Below are 15,709 nucleotides of genomic sequence, written 5' to 3'. Positions count from 1 at the left end.
CAATGGTAACAACCACGCTGACTACCACCCAGGCGCTGGCTGCGCACCGGGCAAAGTAGGCTCGGGGCATGAGCTCATTGCTGGTCAGCCTGCCCGATTCCCTCCTGCTCGAGGCGGTCGGCGAACTGCCCGCCGATGTCGAAGTCGTCGTATGGGCGCTCGACGGCCCGGCTCCCCGACCGCGGTTCGACCTCGTCGTCACGCCGTATATGGGTAAGGCCGACCGACTCGCGCACCTAGCCGGCGTCGAGACCCGATTGGTGCAGAGCCAGTCCATCGGCTACGACGGAGTCGATCAGGTTCTACCTGCCGGGCACGTCTTCGCCAACGCTGCGAGCGTGCACGAGACCTCCACCGCCGAGCTCACCCTCGCGCTCATCCTGGCCTCCCAGCGCGGCATCCCCGATTTTGTGCGCGCCGCCGACGCCGGCGAATGGGCGCCAGCCCACCACCCGAGCCTCGCCGACCGCACGGTGCTGCTGCTCGGCTATGGCGGTGTCGGCCGGGCCGTCGAGAGCCGGCTGCTCGCCTTCGAAACCACGGTCATCCGCGTTGCACGCACCGCGCGCAGGGATGAGCGCGGCGTGATCCACGGCTTCGAATCCCTGCCAGAGCTGCTGCCACAGGCCGACATAGTGGTCATTGGCGTGCCACTCACGGCGGACACCACGGGAATGGTCGACGACGCGTTCCTGGCCCGCATGCGTGACGGGAGCCTGCTCGTAAACATCGCCAGGGGCCCGGTCGCCGACACGGATGCCCTGCTCGCGCACGCGACCAGCGGCCGCCTCAGGCTCGCACTCGACGTGACCGAGCCGGAGCCACTGCCGGCGGGGCATCCGCTCTTCGCGCTGCCCAATGTGCTCATCTCACCACACGTCGGCGGCGCCTCGAGCGCCATGCTGCCGCGCATGGCCCGGCTCGTGCGCGAGCAGATCGAACGGATGCTGCGCGGCGAAACCCCGGTCAACGTCGTACTGACAAGTTAGCCGCTGCGCCCACCCATTCAGCCGTCGACGGCCGCGTTAGCGGTGGCCTGGGCAGTTCGCAGGGCCTGGTCGACCGGAATACGACCCAGGAACATCTCGGCGAAGGTCGACTCGAACGCGTCGGACGCCTCGGCCCATCTCGCTCCCTGCGGCGCCTGCACGGTGCCGTTATCGAGCACGTCAATGAACGCGGTCACGTCGATGCCCTGTTTCTGCCACGACTCGACATAGCTGGCCTGCGCACCGACGACGGCTGGCGATGCCGACCCGTCGGCGCCGATAGCCGCGCTACCCGCGGTGCTGCCGAGCCACTCGAGCAGTTTGCGGGTCTGTTCCGGATGCTTCGAGGCTGCGTTACCGGCGGCGATGACGCCGTTGGTGACGCTGATCGCGCCGGCCGGACCCGACGGAATCGCGGCGACACCCCACTCGAAGCCGGCGCCATCGCTCACGTTACTGAGGTTGTAGACGCCGCTCTGGAACAGGGCCATCTTGCCCTGCAGAAACTGGTCGAGCGCGAAGTCGCCGTTGAGGTTGGTGTCGGCGGCCGACGGGGCCACGTGATATTTGTTCATCAGGTCGATCACGTACTGGAACGATTCCTGCCCCTCGGCCGTGTCGAAGACGAAGTCGTCGCCGTCTTGCAGGGCTGCGCCGTTCGAGCCGAGATAGTTGAGGTAGATGGCGTTGAGGTCGTTGGCGGCGTTGTAGCCGTACTGCGCGATCTGCGAGGGGTCGAAGGTTGCGCTGTCAGCGGTGTTGCCGTTGGCGTCGATGGTGAGCTTTTGCAGCACGGGCAACAAAGTGTCTTTGCCGGTGGCCGGATCCCAGTGCAGGTCGCCGACGCTGGCCGGGTCGATACCGGCTGCCGCGAGGAGTTCTTCGTTGTAATACAGGCCGATCCCGGGGTCAGCCAGCTGGGGTACTCCCCAAAGTGCACCATCGAGGGTGTACTGGTCGATGACGCTGGGTTGCCAGTTGGCCTGCGCGTCGGAGCCGAGGGCATCCGTTATGTTCATCAGGCTGCCGTTGACGGCATAGTCGGCGAAGTTGCCGGCGTTCACCCAGAACACGTCGTCGGCGGTCGCGCCTGCCACGTCGACGCGCAGTTTGGTGAAATAGTCTGCCCACGGCACAACGTTGACGGCAACGTCGATGCCCGGATTGGCTTTCTCGAACGCCGTGAACGACTTTTCGTAGGATTGCGCGACCTGTTCGTCCCAGACTCGCACGGTCAGCGTCGTGTCGGACCCGGTTTGCGGTGTCAGCGCCAGCGCGGTGGCCACGCCGCCGATGGCAACAACGGATGCGACGGTGACAATGGCAATAATGGTTGAGCGCTTGGCGATGGTGTCCCCGGTTCTTGTTGGAGGGCTACCAGTCGTAGCCCACCCCCAACGCTACTCTGACACTCCGAGGTGATCGCCGAAGAACGCCTCGATGCGCCTCCAGACGTCGGCCACCGGGTTGGGCCAACGCCGTGGATGCATGCCAGCACCGGGCGCAGCGGTCATGGTCTCTCCCTGGTCGGCTGAAACAGTATCCCGCACACCCCACAAAGTGGTGTAGCCTGTGGTCAGACCACAGCTCGTCGATGAGAGGACCCCATGACCGCGATCGGCCCTCGTGCCTGGCAGGTCGTGCTCGACGCCGTCGAACTCGACCTGCTCGAGGGGCGCCTCAGCCCGGGCGACCACCTGCCACCCGAACGCACCCTCGCGGCCGACCTGGGTGTCGGTCGATCGAGCGTGCGAGAAGCACTGCGGGTGCTCGAGGTCTTGGGCCTCATTCGCACCGCCGTCGGCTCCGGGCCCTCTGCCGGCGCGATCATCGTTGCTCGCCCCGGCGGTGGTATGTCGGCGCTCATGCGCCTGCAGGTCGCGGCCCAGGGGTTTCCGGTAGCCGATGTGGTGAAGACCCGTCTCGTGCTGGAAGGTTCCATCGTCGCCGAGCTGGCCGAGACGTGCCGCACGAGCTCTCCCGACCTAACCAGCTCCGACCAAATCCTCACCGCCATGGAAAACCAGGCCCTCACCGAAGCCGAATTCCTCGCCCTCGACGCCCAGTTTCACCTCTCGCTGGCCGAAGCGAGCGGAAACCAAGTCATCACGGCGACCATGGCCGGCCTCCGCAGCGCCATCGAGGGGTACGCCCGGGCAGGCGCGGTAGGTCTGGCGAGCTGGCCGCAAACATCCGCTCGTCTCATGCTCGAGCATCGCGGCATTCTCCGTGCCATCCTGACCGGTCAAACGGAGGCCGCCCGCCTCGCCGTGCAGGCCCACATTTCGGGGTACTACGCCGAGACCCACCTCACCGCACACTAAATAAGGACGACCATGGTTCAACGACGCATCCCCAGGATCACAGACCTCGCCCCGCTGATGAAGTTCAAATCCCCCGAGCTCAACGCGAAGAAACGCCGACTCGATGGCGCGCTCACGATCGCCGACCTGCGGGCCATCGCCAAGAAACGCACGCCAAAGGCTGCGTTCGACTACACCGAGGGCGCAGCCGAAGCCGAGATCTCGCTGGGCCGGGCTCGCCAGGCCTTCGAAGACATCGAGTTTCACCCGTCGATTTTGCGCGACGTTTCGACCGTGTCGACCGGCTGGGACGTGCTCGGCGCCCAGGTTTCGCAGCCCTTCGGCATCGCGCCTACCGGCTTCACCCGAATGATGCAGACCGAGGGCGAAATTGCAGGGGCGCACGCCGCGGCCCGCGCGGGTATTCCGTTCGCGCTGTCGACCATGGGCACGACCTCGATCGAAGACGTCAAGGCTGCCAACCCGAACGGGCGCAACTGGTTTCAGTTGTACATGTGGAAGGACCGCGACCGCTCGATGGCGCTCGTCGACCGCGCCGCCAAGGCCGGCTATGACACGCTTCTGGTGACCGTCGACGTGCCCGTCGCCGGCGCGCGCCTGCGCGACAAGCGCAACGGCTTCTCGATTCCGCCAGCGCTCACCCTCGGTACCGTCGTGAACGCGTTGCCGCGCCCGGAGTGGTGGATCAACTTTTTGACCACCGAACCGCTCTCGTTTGCGAGCCTCGATCGCTGGAGCGGCACCGTCGCCGACCTGCTCGATACGATGTTCGACCCCACCGTCGACTTTGAGGACCTCGCCTGGATCAAAGCGCAGTGGCCCGGCAAGGTCGTCGTCAAGGGTGTGCAAAACCTCGAGGACGCCAAGCGTCTCGTCGACCTCGGCGTTGACGGCATCACCCTCTCAAACCACGGCGGTCGCCAGCTCGACCGCGCGCCGATCCCGTTCCACCTGCTGCCGCAGGTTGCCCGCGAGGTCGGCGCACACACCGAGGTACATCTCGACACGGGCATTATGTCGGGGGCCGACATCGTCGCCTCGATTGCCCTCGGTGCCCGCTTCACGATGATCGGCCGCGCCTACCTCTACGGCCTCATGGCCGGCGGCGAAGCCGGGGTGGACCGTACGATTGCGATTCTGTCGGAGCAGGTGGCCCGCACCATGCGCCTGCTCGGGGTGAACGCGCTCGAAGAGCTGAACCCCGGCCACGTGACCCAGCTCGCCCGGCTGCAGCCGGTGGCCGCCCCCCTGATTGCCGCCGCCGAGGCGGTTCCGGTGCGATAGGCGAGCGTCGCCGCACCTGCCGCAATGACGGCCACGCCGGTCGCTGCTGCCGTGACGGCCACGCCGCTCACGCGGGCGCCGACGAAGGCGACATCGACTGAGTAGCCGCAGCGCGCTACGGCCTCTTCACCCGGTGCGCGGCGATTCGTCGCTCGGATTCGTCCAGGTCGACAACTCCTTCGGCGACGCCGATCACGAAGTCGAACCCCTCGTCGGCGGTGAAATCGTGGGCAAAGCCGTTGAGCCAGAGAAAGAGCACCATCAGGGTCCAGCCGGTGCGCTTGTTGCCGTCCACGAGCGGATGATTACGCACGAGCGATTCGAGCAAGGCTGCGGCCTTGCGATCAAAAGTCGCATAGGCATCCGTTCCAAACATGGACGCCGATGGCCGAGCCAGCGCAGATGCGAGCAGGCCAGCGTCACGTACGTAGAATCCGTAGCGTTCGGTCACTTGAAGCGCGTCAACGATCTCCAGGTATCGGGTCATGCGTCTTCGAGCCGCTGCAGCAACTCGGCGTCGTGGGTCAGCACGAACTGCAGGCCCGACTCGATTTCATCTCGACGCGAGTAGCGGTCGACAACGAGCGTTGCACCCTGCAGCAGCAGAGCGTGCTTCGACACGTGTTGTGCCGCCGCGAGCTTTTCCAGCTGACGATCGAGCTCCGCCGGGATACGCACATTGATAGCCATACCAAAATGGTACCGCTGTTGGTTTTTGTCGGCAAGGGTCTGCGCGAGGCGCGCTCAGGCGAGGTGCTCGACAAACGCACGCAGGGAGAGAGCGTCGTCCTCCCAGGCGCCGCCCTCGTGCCCGTTGTACGGCCAGACCGTGATCTCCTTCGGCCCGGCATAGTTGTTGTAGGCGGCAAACACGGTCGACGGCGGGCAGATCGGGTCCATCAGCGCGGCTGTCATGGTCACCGGCGCGGTGGCTCGTTTGGCGAAATTGACGCCATCGAAGTAAGCGAGCACGTCGTGCACCCGCGCCACCTTCAGCCGGTTCGTGGCGAGGTACCGGCCGAGCTCGCGGTACGGCATTGCGTCGGTGATGACGGATGCCCGCGGAAAGTCACACAGAAACGGTACCCGCGCGACCACAGCGGCCAGGTCGGGCACCAGTCCGGCCACGGCGAGCGCGATGCCACCGCCCTGGCTGGTGCCGGTCACGCCCACCCGGGCGTCGTCGACGAGCGTCAGGCTGCGGGCCGCCGCGACGGCGCGCACGGCGTCGGTGAATAGGCGGCGATAGTAATAGGTCTCGCGCGAGTCGATGCCGCGGGTCATGAATCCGGGCACCTGTGGGCCGCTCCCTGCGTCGTCGGCCGTGTCGCCGGTGCTGCCGCTGTAACCCTGACCGCGCAGGTCCATTTCAAAGTGCGCGTACCCGGCGGATGCCCACAAGAGGTTCTCGAAAGCCTGACCACGTCCCCGGCCGTAGCCGTGAAACTGCACGATGGTCGGCAGCGGCCCGGTCGCGCCGGTGGGAACGCGCAGCCAGGCTTTGATCGGCTGCCCGCCGAACCCGGCGAAGGTCACGTCGAACACGTCGAGCGTGCGGAGGCCGGCGTCGACCGGCGTGACGGTGACATTGAGCGGATAACTGTCGGCTTCAGCCAACGTGTCGGCCCAGAACGCGTCAAAGTCGGCCGGGTCGGCCTGGCCGCTGCGATAGGTGCGGAGATCGGCTTCGGGCAGGTCAGTGTACATGTATGTCAGCCTAGGGCCGCCTGGCAGAGCGCGACCGCGCCCGATATGTGTGCGCGCTACGGTAACCGTACGTAGCGGGCACCCGTATCGGGCGCGGTCATGAACGGGCGGGGCCTACTTCGAGGCGGCTAGGTCGGCGAGCACGAGGCGCAGCTGCTCGACGGCCCAGTCCACGTCCTCCGCAGAAACCACGATCGGCGGCGCGAGGCGGATGGTCGATCCGTGCGTGTCCTTGGCCAGCACACCGCGGGCCAGGAGCGCCTCGCAGACCACTCGGCCCGGGGCGAGCGACGGGTCGATGTCGATGCCGGCCCAGAGCCCGACGCCACGCACCTCGACCACGCCGTGGCCGATCAGCTCCGAGAGCCCGGCGTGCAGGCGCGCGCCGAGCTCGGTCGCGCGCTGTTGGTATTCGCCAGTGGCCAGCATGTTCACAACGGCCAGGCCGACGGCTGCGGCGAGCGGGTTGCCGCCGAAGGTCGAGCCGTGCTCGCCCGGGCGCAGCACACCGAGAACGTCGGTGTTGCCGACCACGGCCGAGACGGGAACGATGCCGCCGCCGAGCGCTTTTCCGAGCAGGTAGAGATCGGGCACGACGCCCACGAGGTCACAGGCGAAGGTCGAGCCGGTGCGGCCGAGCCCGGACTGAATCTCGTCGGCGATGAACAGCACGCCCAGGCGCGTGGTGATCTCGCGCACGGCCGGCAAGTATGCCGCCGGTGGCACAACAATTCCGGCTTCGCCCTGAATCGGTTCGAGCAACACGGCGACGGTGTTCTCGTCGATTGCGGCCTCGAGGGCTGCGGCATCGCCGTAGGGCACGGTGCGAAAGCCGGGCGTGAACGGGCCGAAGTCGGCGCGGGCCGACTCGTCGTCGGAGAAGCTGATGATGGTCGTCGTGCGGCCGTGAAAGTTGCCGGCGGCGACGATAATATTGGCCAGGTCGGGCGCAACGCCCTTGACCCGGTAACCCCAGGCGCGGGCCACCTTGATGCCGGACTCGACGGCCTCGGCACCGGTATTCATCGGCAACACCATGTCTTTGCCGGCCAACTCGGCGAGCGCGGTCACAAACGGTCCGAGCTGGTCGTTATAGAAGGCACGGCTGGTGAGGGTGATCCGGCCGAGCTGCGCGCGGGCGGCGTCCAGCAGCACCGGGTTGGAGTGCCCGAAGTTCACGGCCGAGTACGCGGCCAGGCAATCCAGATAGCGGTGACCGGCAACATCCGTTACCCAGGCACCGTCACCGGAGGCGACGACGACCTCGAGCGGGTGATAATTGTGCGCGGCGTGCGCGCTCTCCTGCGCGATCAGGGCGGTGGCAGCCGGCGAAACGGATGCCGCGGCTACGGCCTGCGCGTCGGTCAGGTTCGTGGTCATGTCATGCTCCTTCAGGTTGGTCGTCGCGGACGCTGTCTTGGTCGACGCGGTCATCGGCGCAGCTCGAGCGTGCAGCACTTGACGCCGCCACCGCCCAGCAGCAGCTCGGACAGGTCGACGCCGATCGGGTTGTAGCCGCGCGCGCGCAGCTGGCGTTCAAAGTCCTTGGCGCGGGCGGCGATGACGACGTTGTAGCCGTCGGAGTAGGAGTTGAGGCCGAGGATTGACGCGTCCTCCTCGGTGACGATGATGGCATCGGGGTAACGTTCCTGCAGAATGGCCAGGCTCGGCGCGTCGAAAGCGCTCGGCAGATAGGCGATATTCGTGTCATCGAGCACGGCGATGGCTGTGTCGAGGTGGTAGAAACTCGGGTTGATTAAACGCAGGGTGATGACCGGGCGGCCGGCGATAATCGAGAGTTCAGCGTGACTGTTCGAGTCGCTGCGAAAGCCGGTACCGGCCAGGATGACGTCGCCGACCAGCAGAAAGTCGCCCTCGCCCTCGTTAGTCTCGACCGGCACGCGCACGTCGAAACCGTTGGCGCCGAACCAGTCCATGTAGGCGGGGCCCTCGGGCTGGCGCTCGACGTGGGTGAATTTAGCGCCGTAGGCCTGGTTGTCGATCACGAAGCCGCCGTTGGCCGCGTAGACCATGTCGGGCAGGCCGTCGATGGGATCGATCAGGTGCACGTCAAAGCCGAGGCCGACGTAGGTGTCGTAGAGGGTCTGCCACTGCTTGACGGCGAGCGAGGTGTCGGTGGGCAGGGCCGGGTCCATCCACGGGTTGATGCGGTAGACCACGGTGAAAAACTGTGGCTTGCACATGAGCACGGTGCGCTTGGTGGCGGTGCGCACGGAAGTGGCCGGTTCTTCGGCGCGAATGGGGGTGGCTGAGTCGATCGACATGAGGCTCCTTTTGGGATCCGCGGGCCTTCGGCTGGCGGAACTCGGGGTGGATGGCGGACCAGGTCGCTCACGAGAGCCCGGAACGACCAACTGTTGATCGGTCCGGGACGCCGCTCTCAGTCTCACACAGCATGATTCAATGTTTCACGCTGATCTGCGCAAGAAATCTTCGAGATCCACGGTCTGAACGCAATTTTGCGTAGGGCATCCCCCTAGACTCGGCCCATGGACAACCTCGACCACAGCATTCTTGACCTGTTGCGACAGAATGCGCGCGCCGGCTATGGCGACATCGGTTCGGTAGTCGGGCTTTCGGCATCCGCGGTTAAACGTCGCGTTGATCGGCTGGTGGCCGATAAGGTTATCCGCAGCTTCACCATTCAGGTCGACCCGGCCGTTGACGGCATGAGCACGGAAGCCTACGTCGAGCTGTTCTGCCGGGGAACGGTGGCCCCCGACGAATTACTGCGCATTCTCTCTGGCGTGCCAGAGGTCGTCGATGCGGGCACCGTGACGGGCAGCGCCGACGCCATGGTGCACATTCGTGCCCGGGACATTCCGGGCCTCGAGGCGGCGCTCGAAAAGGTGCGTTTGGCCCCCAACGTCGACCACACTCGCAGCGCGATAGTGCTCTCTCGCCTGATCCATCGCTCAATCCAGTAGTGCGCTGTTCTACCCCGGTAGCGGCTTCTGGCGCACCGGAGAGATCAGGTGCAGCAGGGTGACCGCGGCGATCGACCCGGCACAGAGGATGCCGGCGAGCACGACGATCTGAAACCGGCCAGCCTCGAGCGGCGAGGCTCCCCCGAAGATCGCTCCAACGAACGCGCCCGGCAGCGTCACCAGCCCCGTGGTCTTGGTCTGGTCAGTGGACGGAATGATGGCGAAGTAGACGGCCTGTCGTGCCAGTTCGCGGGTGGATTGCCGCGGTGTGGCCCCGAGCGCGAGCCAGCCCTCGACCTCATCCCAGTGATCCCCGACCGCCTCGTTGAAGCGGCGTCCACTGAGCGTCGCGATCGACATGGCATTGCCGATGATAATCCCGCCGATCGCGAGCACGTAGCGCGGCGAGAACTCAATCGCCCCGGTCGTGAACACGATGGTGAGCGTGACGGCCACGCCGAGCGCCATCGCCGCGGCGACGCGCACCAAATGTGTGCGGCTGAAGCCGATGCGGCGCGTGACGGTAACGACAGCCGCCGCGAACATGACGAGCAGTCCGACGCCAACCCAGAGCGGATCGTTGATAATTCCACTGAGAATGAGGCTGATCGCGGCCAACTGCAGGGTTCCGCGCAGCACGGCGAGGGCCGGGGCGAACGGATGCTGGGTGCGATAGACGCGCAGAACCGTCACGACCACCGCGAGCAGCAGCACGACGCCGACCAGGGTTGGCAGCAGGCCGGCCAATTCTGCGGGAAAGGTCATTGTTCGAGCCTACCCAGCCGAGCGAGAGCGGACAGTTCGTTGGTTCGCTGATGCTGAGGCAACTCATTACTCGATTCGCGGAACATCCCGAGGGAACATACCGTGGGTATGCCATTGCAGCATTTGTTGTAGCGAGGCAAAATTGTTCAAAACGTCGAACGGAGGGTCCCGTGCCCGCTTCTTTTATTGCCATTGATCCCCGGTCGAGTACGCCGCCGTTTGAGCAGTTGCGCAGCCAAGTCATTGCGGCCGTGCGATCCGGCGAGCTGGCCCACGACGACCGCTTGCCGACCGTGCGGGCCCTGGCCGCCGAGCTTGGCCTGGCCACAAACACGGTCGCGCGCGCTTATCGTGAGCTGGAACGGGACAGCGTGATAGAAACGCGTGGTCGGTTCGGGTCGTTCGTTGCTCCCAACGGTGATTCGGCCGATCACAACGCGAAGGCGGCGGCCGACGCCTTCGCGACGCGCACCGAGCAACTCGGCGTGAGCCCGGCCGCGGCGCTCGCCCTGGTCACCGACGCCCTGAACCGCCGTTCCGACGCCTGAACAGCGGCGCTTCTGCTCGCGCTCTCGACCGCTGCGGGCCTGCCCCGTCCGCAGTGGTGGCGGGTCGCGGGTGGCGCCAGGGGTTGAGCTAGGGGGTCTGGCGATAGTGGGCGGCCAAGCGGGCGAAGCCCTCGTCCAGCGAAACCTCCGGGGTCCAGGCCAGGTCGGCGCGGGTGCGACGCTGGTCGAACCAGTGCGCGGTCGAGAGCTGCTCGGCCAGAAAGCGGGTCATCGGTGGCTCATCCGTTCCCGGGCGAGCGCGCCAGATGGCCTCGATGAGCGAGCCAGCCGCGCGGGCAGCGGATGCCGGTACCCGCCAGGCCGGCGCGGCCACGTTGGCCGCGCCGCAGATTCCGGCCAGGAGTTCCGCAATCGGGCGCGGTTCACCGTTGGTGATCACGTAGGACTGCCCGTGCACACGCTCGGCGGCGTCGAGCGCCGCGTGGATGGCGGAGGCTGCATTGTCGATATAGGTCGTGTCGATGAGCGCCGCGCCGCGCCCGAGCAGCGGCAGCCGTCCACGGCGGGCGCGATCGACGATCCGGTCGATCAGCTGGGTGTCGCCTGGACCCCAGACCAGGTGCGGCCGCACGGCGACAACGCTGAATGCGGGAGCATCGGCGGCGAGCGCGAGCAGTTCGGCTCGGGCCTTGGTGCGGGCATAGTCACCGCGAGCTTGCTCGGGCGCGGCCGGCAGGGCATCGGAGCCCATGATCGAACTGCCGGCGTGGGCCACCGATGGCGAGGAGACGTGCACGAAGCGGGAGACACCGGCATCCGCTGCGGCCTGCAGGACAGTGCGCGTACCGCCAACGTTCACCGCCTCGAACGCGGCCGGGTCGCCGGTGAGCGATACCTTGGCCGCGAGGTGCACGACCGCGTGCATACCGCTCACAGCGTAGGCGAGGCCGGCATAGGGGGTGTCGGCGGGCGTCGTGATCGAGCCGTGCACATCTTCAACGCCGGCCACGCCGGATGGCCGGCGTTGAAAGGTGCGCACCTCGTGCCCGGCCGCGCTGATGCGGGCAGCAACGGCACGGCCGAGAAATCCGCTGGCGCCCGTAACCAGCACTCTCATGGCGCGCCCCTCATGGCTTAGTCCAGCGACCACCAGAGAGGATGCCGGTGGCCCAGCGCGACAACCGGCCGCGGTCGATCTTGGAGTTGTGCCGGATATCGGTCGGGAGGCCCGGAACCACGAGCACTGCGGCGACCGGTGTGCCGACCATCGAGCGCACGGCGGCGGCGAGCTCCTCGGGGGCCCGGTGCACCCGGCGGGCTCGTGGCACGGTTTCGAGCACGGCGACCTGCTGCTGAGTGCCGAGTGGGCCGACGCCGACGAAGGCCGCACGAAAAACGTCGGGCAGGGTTTCAATGCGCTGCTCCGGGCCGACCGGGGTGACCACGCCGTCGGCCGTCACGATGACGTGCGGCATACGCCCCTCGACCCAGAGGCGGCCAGCGCTGTCGAGGTGGCCGACGTCGCCCGTGCGGTGCCAGCGTTCGCCGGCAACCGCGCCGCGCCGCGAGGCCCGCTCGGTGAGCCAGAGGCGGTCGTAGCGGTCCTTGACGTGTGGTGCCGACACCACGATTTCGCCGGTCACGTCTGCTTCCTCCGTCAGCTCACCAACGGATGCCCCACTCGCGTCGAGCGCGCTGATGCGGATGCGCGTGGTCGCGGTCGACCGGCCGACACAGACGCCCCCTGCCGCGTTCGCCGTCGGAGTCGCAGTGTCGGGCGGCGCCGGGACCGACTCGCCGTCGTGCGCCACGGCAGGCACCGTCGTCAACGGTGCGACACTCGCGGCCGCGGCTCGGATGCCCTCGAGCGTGATGTCGGCCATGAGCAGGCCCTCGGTCATACCGTACGGCGTGTGCGCGGTCGCTTCCGGCATGAGCGCCGCGGCCTGGGCGAGCAGGCTCTCGGAGATCGGCGCGCCAGCCGAGAGAAAACGCTGCACCCCGGCGAGGGCGGCGTGGTCGACGGGCGTGAGCGCAGAGGCGGTCGCGACGACGTTTACGAGGGCGGCCGGGGAGAGAAAGACCACCGTCGCATCGATGGCGGCGACGGCGGCTGCGACCGCGCTGGCGGTGAGGGTCTTCGGCGCGGTGACGTCCATATCGGGCGTGACGGAGCGGGCACCGAGGGCCGGTCCGAGCAGCGCGAACGGGGCGAATCCGGCAACGAGGCCGGTGCCGACGCCGACGCCGTACTGCAGATAGAGCGCGCGGCTCACCGCGGAGAGCTGACCGTGCGTGTAGACGACCCCCTTGGCCGGGCCCGTCGAACCGGACGTGAACAATACCGCGGCGGCATCGGTCGGTGCGGGCTCCGGCGGAAGCCCATCGCCGGCGCTGAGTCGGGCCTGGCCCAGGCTGATCAACTCGGCGAGGGTGTGCTCGACGCCGATCAGTCGGGCCATCGGGGCGACAAAACCCGCGACCGAAATTTTACGCCCTGGCCAACCGAGCGCACGGGCGGCCAGGAGGCCGGGAGCGGCCCCGATGACGAAGTCGGGGCGGGCGCCGCGAACGGCACGAGTGAGGCCGGACAGGCCGAGGCCGGCATCCGCTACGACAACGATGGCACCGATGCGCACGCAGGCGTAGAGCACCGCAGTGAGGTCGGCGCTTGGCGGCACGAGCAGCGAAACTCGGTCGCCGGGTTTCACGCCGATGTGGACGAGTCCGGCGGCAATCTGCCGCACGCGCTGAGAGAGCAGCCGCCAGCTGACCGTGCGCGGGGCCGGCAGCATGTCGACGAGGGCGGTGTCGTCGGAGTCCTGCAGTTCGTCGAGGTAATGCCAGAGCGGATGCGTCCCCGCGGCTTCCCACGCGGCACGGTTCCCCGAGACGGCTGTCTCGCTCGGCTCGACCGGTGCCGTGACATCGCGGGGAGAGCTCACGACAGCATCGCCCAACCAGAGCAGCGCTGCGGCGGCGTAGTCCGCATCTTCGGCGAGCAGGTGGCCAGCACCCTCGAACCGGTGCACGCGGGCGTGCGGCATCCGTTCGACCAGGTCGTCGAGGTAGCGGTCGCTGAAGATCGGGTCGCGCGGACCCCAGAGCAGCAGAGTGGGCACCGCGAGCTTGCGTACGCTCTCGGCGATGCGGTCGAGTTCGGGCCGACTCTCGTGCTCGAGTGCGACCGGAATGTCGGCGACGAAGCCGCCGATTCCGCTGCGGCGGGCGCTGGTCAGGTAGGGCGCTTGGTAGCCGCGCTTGACCTCTTGCGACAGCGGCGGATGCGCGAGGGCCAGCGTTGTGGCCAGGAACGCCGGCGTCGCCACGGTCGCCGGGCCGAGTATCCCGCGCCCGAGGGCCAGCCGCAGCGGTGCAGGAATTGGGTCGCCAGCGGGCTGGTGCACAGCGGTGTTGAGCAGCATGACGCCGGCCAGCAGTTCGGGATGGTCGACAGCCCAACCGAGCGAGACGACGCCACCCCAGTCGTGGCCGAGAGTGATCACCGGGCCGGCCAGTCCGAGGGCGTCGGTCAGGTCGCCGAGGTCCTGCACCCGTCGGGCGAGGGGGCGAAATGTCCCGGTGCGCTCGGAGAAGCCCATGTCGAGCTGGTCGACGGCGATCACCCGCCAGGCCGGCGCGCCCGACGTTGCGGCCTCCGTTGCCGACGCGAGCAGGCCGCGCCAGAGGTAGGACCAGGTGGGGTTGCCGTGCACGCACAGGATGGTGCCGACGGGAATCACGCCGAGCGCGTCAAGCTCCGGGCCGTTGTCGAGCAGGTGCCAGCCGTGGGTCACAGCGGCATCTTCGCTCTCCGCGACCTCGGCCAGGCTGGACCATTCTGGGTTTAGCCCAGCCAGCCCAGACGAAGGCAGGGTCGCCGCGGCCGGAACCGCACGCGGAAGTCGGGAAGCTGGGGTTGCGCGGATTTCAGTCACACTCCTCTTGGGCCCGAGAAACCACTTTCGGCCCCCTTGGCACCGTCCCATGGGCCCGAAAGTGGCATCTCGTGGGCGTTTGGACAATTCATGAGGCCGAAGATGGCATCTCGCAGAATTCGACGTTGGTGTCGGACACCCACCATCACCAAACGAGTTCCATCATGGCGGTGTTCAGGCCAGAGCCGACGCCCATGAGCAGCACCCGGTTGCCCGACTGGAGCGTCGATGCCTCCTGCGCGAGCGTGATCGGAATCGACGCCGGGCCGACGTTGCCGAGGGTGGGAAAGGTCAGCGGAATCTTGGTCTTGTCCATCCCCGTGGCCTTGACGATGGCGTTGGTGTGCACGCTCGAGACCTGATGCAGGATGTAGCGATCCATGTTTGACCAGCTCCAGTCCCGTTTAGCTTCGGTCCAGGCTGAAACAACGAGTTCCATACCGCCCCGAAGCAACGCTTTCGCGTCGGTGAACATGCCGTCAACACTGCCGACGCACAGGTCGTTGAACTGGGTTGCCGCGCGGGTGACACCGCCGAGGATGCGGTGTCCACCTGGGTGGGCATCCGCCGGGCCCAGCACTGCGGCGGCTGCGCCGGAACCCAGGGTGAGGCTCGCGAACTCGCTCATGAAGTCTTTGCGCTTGATGCCGGGGCGGCCGAGGCGCTCGATCGTGTTGGACTGAATCTCGTCGGCGTCTTCGCCGTCGATGATCACCGCGTACTTGATCTGCCCGGAGTCAATGAGCTGCGCTGCGAGGGTCATGCCGTTGACGAAACCCAGGCAGGCGTTCGCAATATCGAAGTTGATCGCCGACGATGGCAGGCCGAGTCCGTGGTGGATGCGCACGGCGACCGAGGGCTCAAGGTGTTTGCGGGTGACCGACGTGTTGATGAGCAGGCCGACGTCGCTCGGCTGGATACCGGCTTCGCGCAGTGCGATCTTGCCGGCTTTGACGGCGGCGTCATCGAAGGTCTCGTTCGGGCCCCAGTTGCGTCGCTCGTAGACACCGGCCACGCGCTGCAGCAGCCCGGTGGGCAGCTTGAGGCGTGTCAAAACAGGCTTCAAACGTCGGTCGATTTCTTCGGACGTCGTGATGAGGGGCGCCAGGAGACTAGCTACCGACAACAAGGCGACGTTTCGATGCGTCGTCGTCGCATTTCCGTTCACGCGTGAACCCCTGTCGAATTGTGGACAGCGGTAATCATACGTCCGCTTTGAGTTTGCCCCATCAAACTGAATGCCAA

15 protein-coding genes are annotated in these 15,709 nt (G+C 67.0%); 5 read left to right on the top strand and 10 right to left on the bottom strand.

Annotated features, from left to right (window positions below; all coding sequences use genetic code 11):
• The first annotated feature begins 68 nt into the window (after positions 1 to 68).
• Positions 69 to 989 (top strand): 2-hydroxyacid dehydrogenase, encoded by a 921-nt coding sequence (locus E3T39_RS04275; RefSeq protein ID WP_134513481.1) that lies wholly within the window; start codon positions 69 to 71, stop codon positions 987 to 989.
• A 17-nt stretch (positions 990 to 1,006) separates the two neighbouring features.
• Here E3T39_RS04275 and E3T39_RS04270 read toward each other — a convergent pair whose 3' ends face one another.
• Positions 1,007 to 2,275 carry an ABC transporter substrate-binding protein gene (locus E3T39_RS04270; RefSeq protein ID WP_241979506.1) on the bottom strand — a complete coding sequence of 423 codons (1,269 nt, stop codon included), beginning with the start codon at positions 2,273 to 2,275 and terminating at the stop codon, positions 1,007 to 1,009.
• A 321-nt stretch (positions 2,276 to 2,596) separates the two neighbouring features.
• Here E3T39_RS04270 and E3T39_RS04265 point away from each other — a divergent pair, with 321 nt between their 5' ends.
• Both E3T39_RS04265 and E3T39_RS04260 read left to right on the top strand, forming a co-directional pair.
• A complete protein-coding gene (locus tag E3T39_RS04265) occupies positions 2,597 to 3,313 on the top strand; it encodes a FadR/GntR family transcriptional regulator (RefSeq protein WP_134513479.1) in 717 nt (238 codons plus the stop codon).
• A gap of 12 nt (positions 3,314 to 3,325) precedes the next feature.
• Complete coding sequence (locus tag E3T39_RS04260; RefSeq protein ID WP_134513478.1) at positions 3,326 to 4,597, top strand: alpha-hydroxy acid oxidase; 1,272 nt, start codon at positions 3,326 to 3,328, stop codon at positions 4,595 to 4,597.
• 115 nt (positions 4,598 to 4,712) lie between these two features.
• Here E3T39_RS04260 and E3T39_RS04255 read toward each other — a convergent pair whose 3' ends face one another.
• The 5 genes from E3T39_RS04255 to ddaH form a co-directional block, all read right to left on the bottom strand.
• On the bottom strand, positions 4,713 to 5,084 hold the full coding sequence (locus tag E3T39_RS04255) for a type II toxin-antitoxin system death-on-curing family toxin (RefSeq protein ID WP_134513477.1): 372 nt from the start codon (positions 5,082 to 5,084) through the stop codon (positions 4,713 to 4,715).
• Entirely contained in the window at positions 5,081 to 5,287 is a 207-nt protein-coding gene (locus E3T39_RS04250) for a ribbon-helix-helix protein, CopG family (RefSeq protein WP_241979505.1), read from the bottom strand. Before E3T39_RS04250 ends, E3T39_RS04255 begins: the two co-directional genes overlap by 4 nt.
• Before the next feature lie 54 nt (positions 5,288 to 5,341).
• Positions 5,342 to 6,304: an acetylxylan esterase gene (locus tag E3T39_RS04245; RefSeq protein ID WP_134513476.1), complete on the bottom strand. Its 963-nt coding sequence runs from the start codon at positions 6,302 to 6,304 to the stop codon at positions 5,342 to 5,344.
• Positions 6,305 to 6,418: 114 nt separating this feature from the next.
• A complete protein-coding gene (gene rocD / locus E3T39_RS04240) occupies positions 6,419 to 7,684 on the bottom strand; it encodes an ornithine--oxo-acid transaminase (protein ID WP_134513475.1) in 1,266 nt (421 codons plus the stop codon).
• Between the two features lie 50 nt (positions 7,685 to 7,734).
• Positions 7,735 to 8,589, bottom strand: a complete 855-nt coding sequence (ddaH, locus tag E3T39_RS04235; RefSeq protein ID WP_134513474.1) for a dimethylargininase — start codon at positions 8,587 to 8,589, stop codon at positions 7,735 to 7,737.
• Between the two features lie 225 nt (positions 8,590 to 8,814).
• Here ddaH and E3T39_RS04230 point away from each other — a divergent pair, with 225 nt between their 5' ends.
• Positions 8,815 to 9,252 carry an Lrp/AsnC family transcriptional regulator gene (locus E3T39_RS04230; protein ID WP_134513473.1) on the top strand — a complete coding sequence of 146 codons (438 nt, stop codon included), beginning with the start codon at positions 8,815 to 8,817 and terminating at the stop codon, positions 9,250 to 9,252.
• A 9-nt stretch (positions 9,253 to 9,261) separates the two neighbouring features.
• On the opposite strand, the gene E3T39_RS04225 is transcribed toward E3T39_RS04230, so the two are convergent.
• Positions 9,262 to 10,017, bottom strand: a complete 756-nt coding sequence (locus tag E3T39_RS04225; RefSeq protein ID WP_134513472.1) for an ABC transporter permease — start codon at positions 10,015 to 10,017, stop codon at positions 9,262 to 9,264.
• Positions 10,018 to 10,187: 170 nt separating this feature from the next.
• Between E3T39_RS04225 and E3T39_RS04220 the strand changes: the two genes are divergently transcribed.
• Positions 10,188 to 10,565 (top strand): GntR family transcriptional regulator, encoded by a 378-nt coding sequence (locus E3T39_RS04220; protein WP_241979504.1) that lies wholly within the window; start codon positions 10,188 to 10,190, stop codon positions 10,563 to 10,565.
• An 88-nt stretch (positions 10,566 to 10,653) separates the two neighbouring features.
• On the opposite strand, the gene E3T39_RS04215 is transcribed toward E3T39_RS04220, so the two are convergent.
• From E3T39_RS04215 to E3T39_RS04205, 3 genes are all read right to left on the bottom strand, one after another.
• Entirely contained in the window at positions 10,654 to 11,643 is a 990-nt protein-coding gene (locus tag E3T39_RS04215) for an NAD-dependent epimerase/dehydratase family protein (RefSeq protein ID WP_134513471.1), read from the bottom strand.
• Between the two features lie 10 nt (positions 11,644 to 11,653).
• On the bottom strand, positions 11,654 to 14,464 hold the full coding sequence (locus tag E3T39_RS04210) for an alpha/beta fold hydrolase (RefSeq protein WP_241979503.1): 2,811 nt from the start codon (positions 14,462 to 14,464) through the stop codon (positions 11,654 to 11,656).
• 145 nt (positions 14,465 to 14,609) lie between these two features.
• Positions 14,610 to 15,632 carry a 3-oxoacyl-ACP synthase III gene (locus tag E3T39_RS04205; protein ID WP_134513469.1) on the bottom strand — a complete coding sequence of 341 codons (1,023 nt, stop codon included), beginning with the start codon at positions 15,630 to 15,632 and terminating at the stop codon, positions 14,610 to 14,612.
• Positions 15,633 to 15,709: the final 77 nt, after the last annotated feature.

The organism is Cryobacterium suzukii (assembly GCF_004403185.1).
GTDB lineage: Bacteria > Actinomycetota > Actinomycetes > Actinomycetales > Microbacteriaceae > Cryobacterium > Cryobacterium suzukii.
The sequence above is the reverse complement of the archived record's forward strand: the minus strand, read 5'-3'. Positions and strand labels throughout refer to the sequence as shown.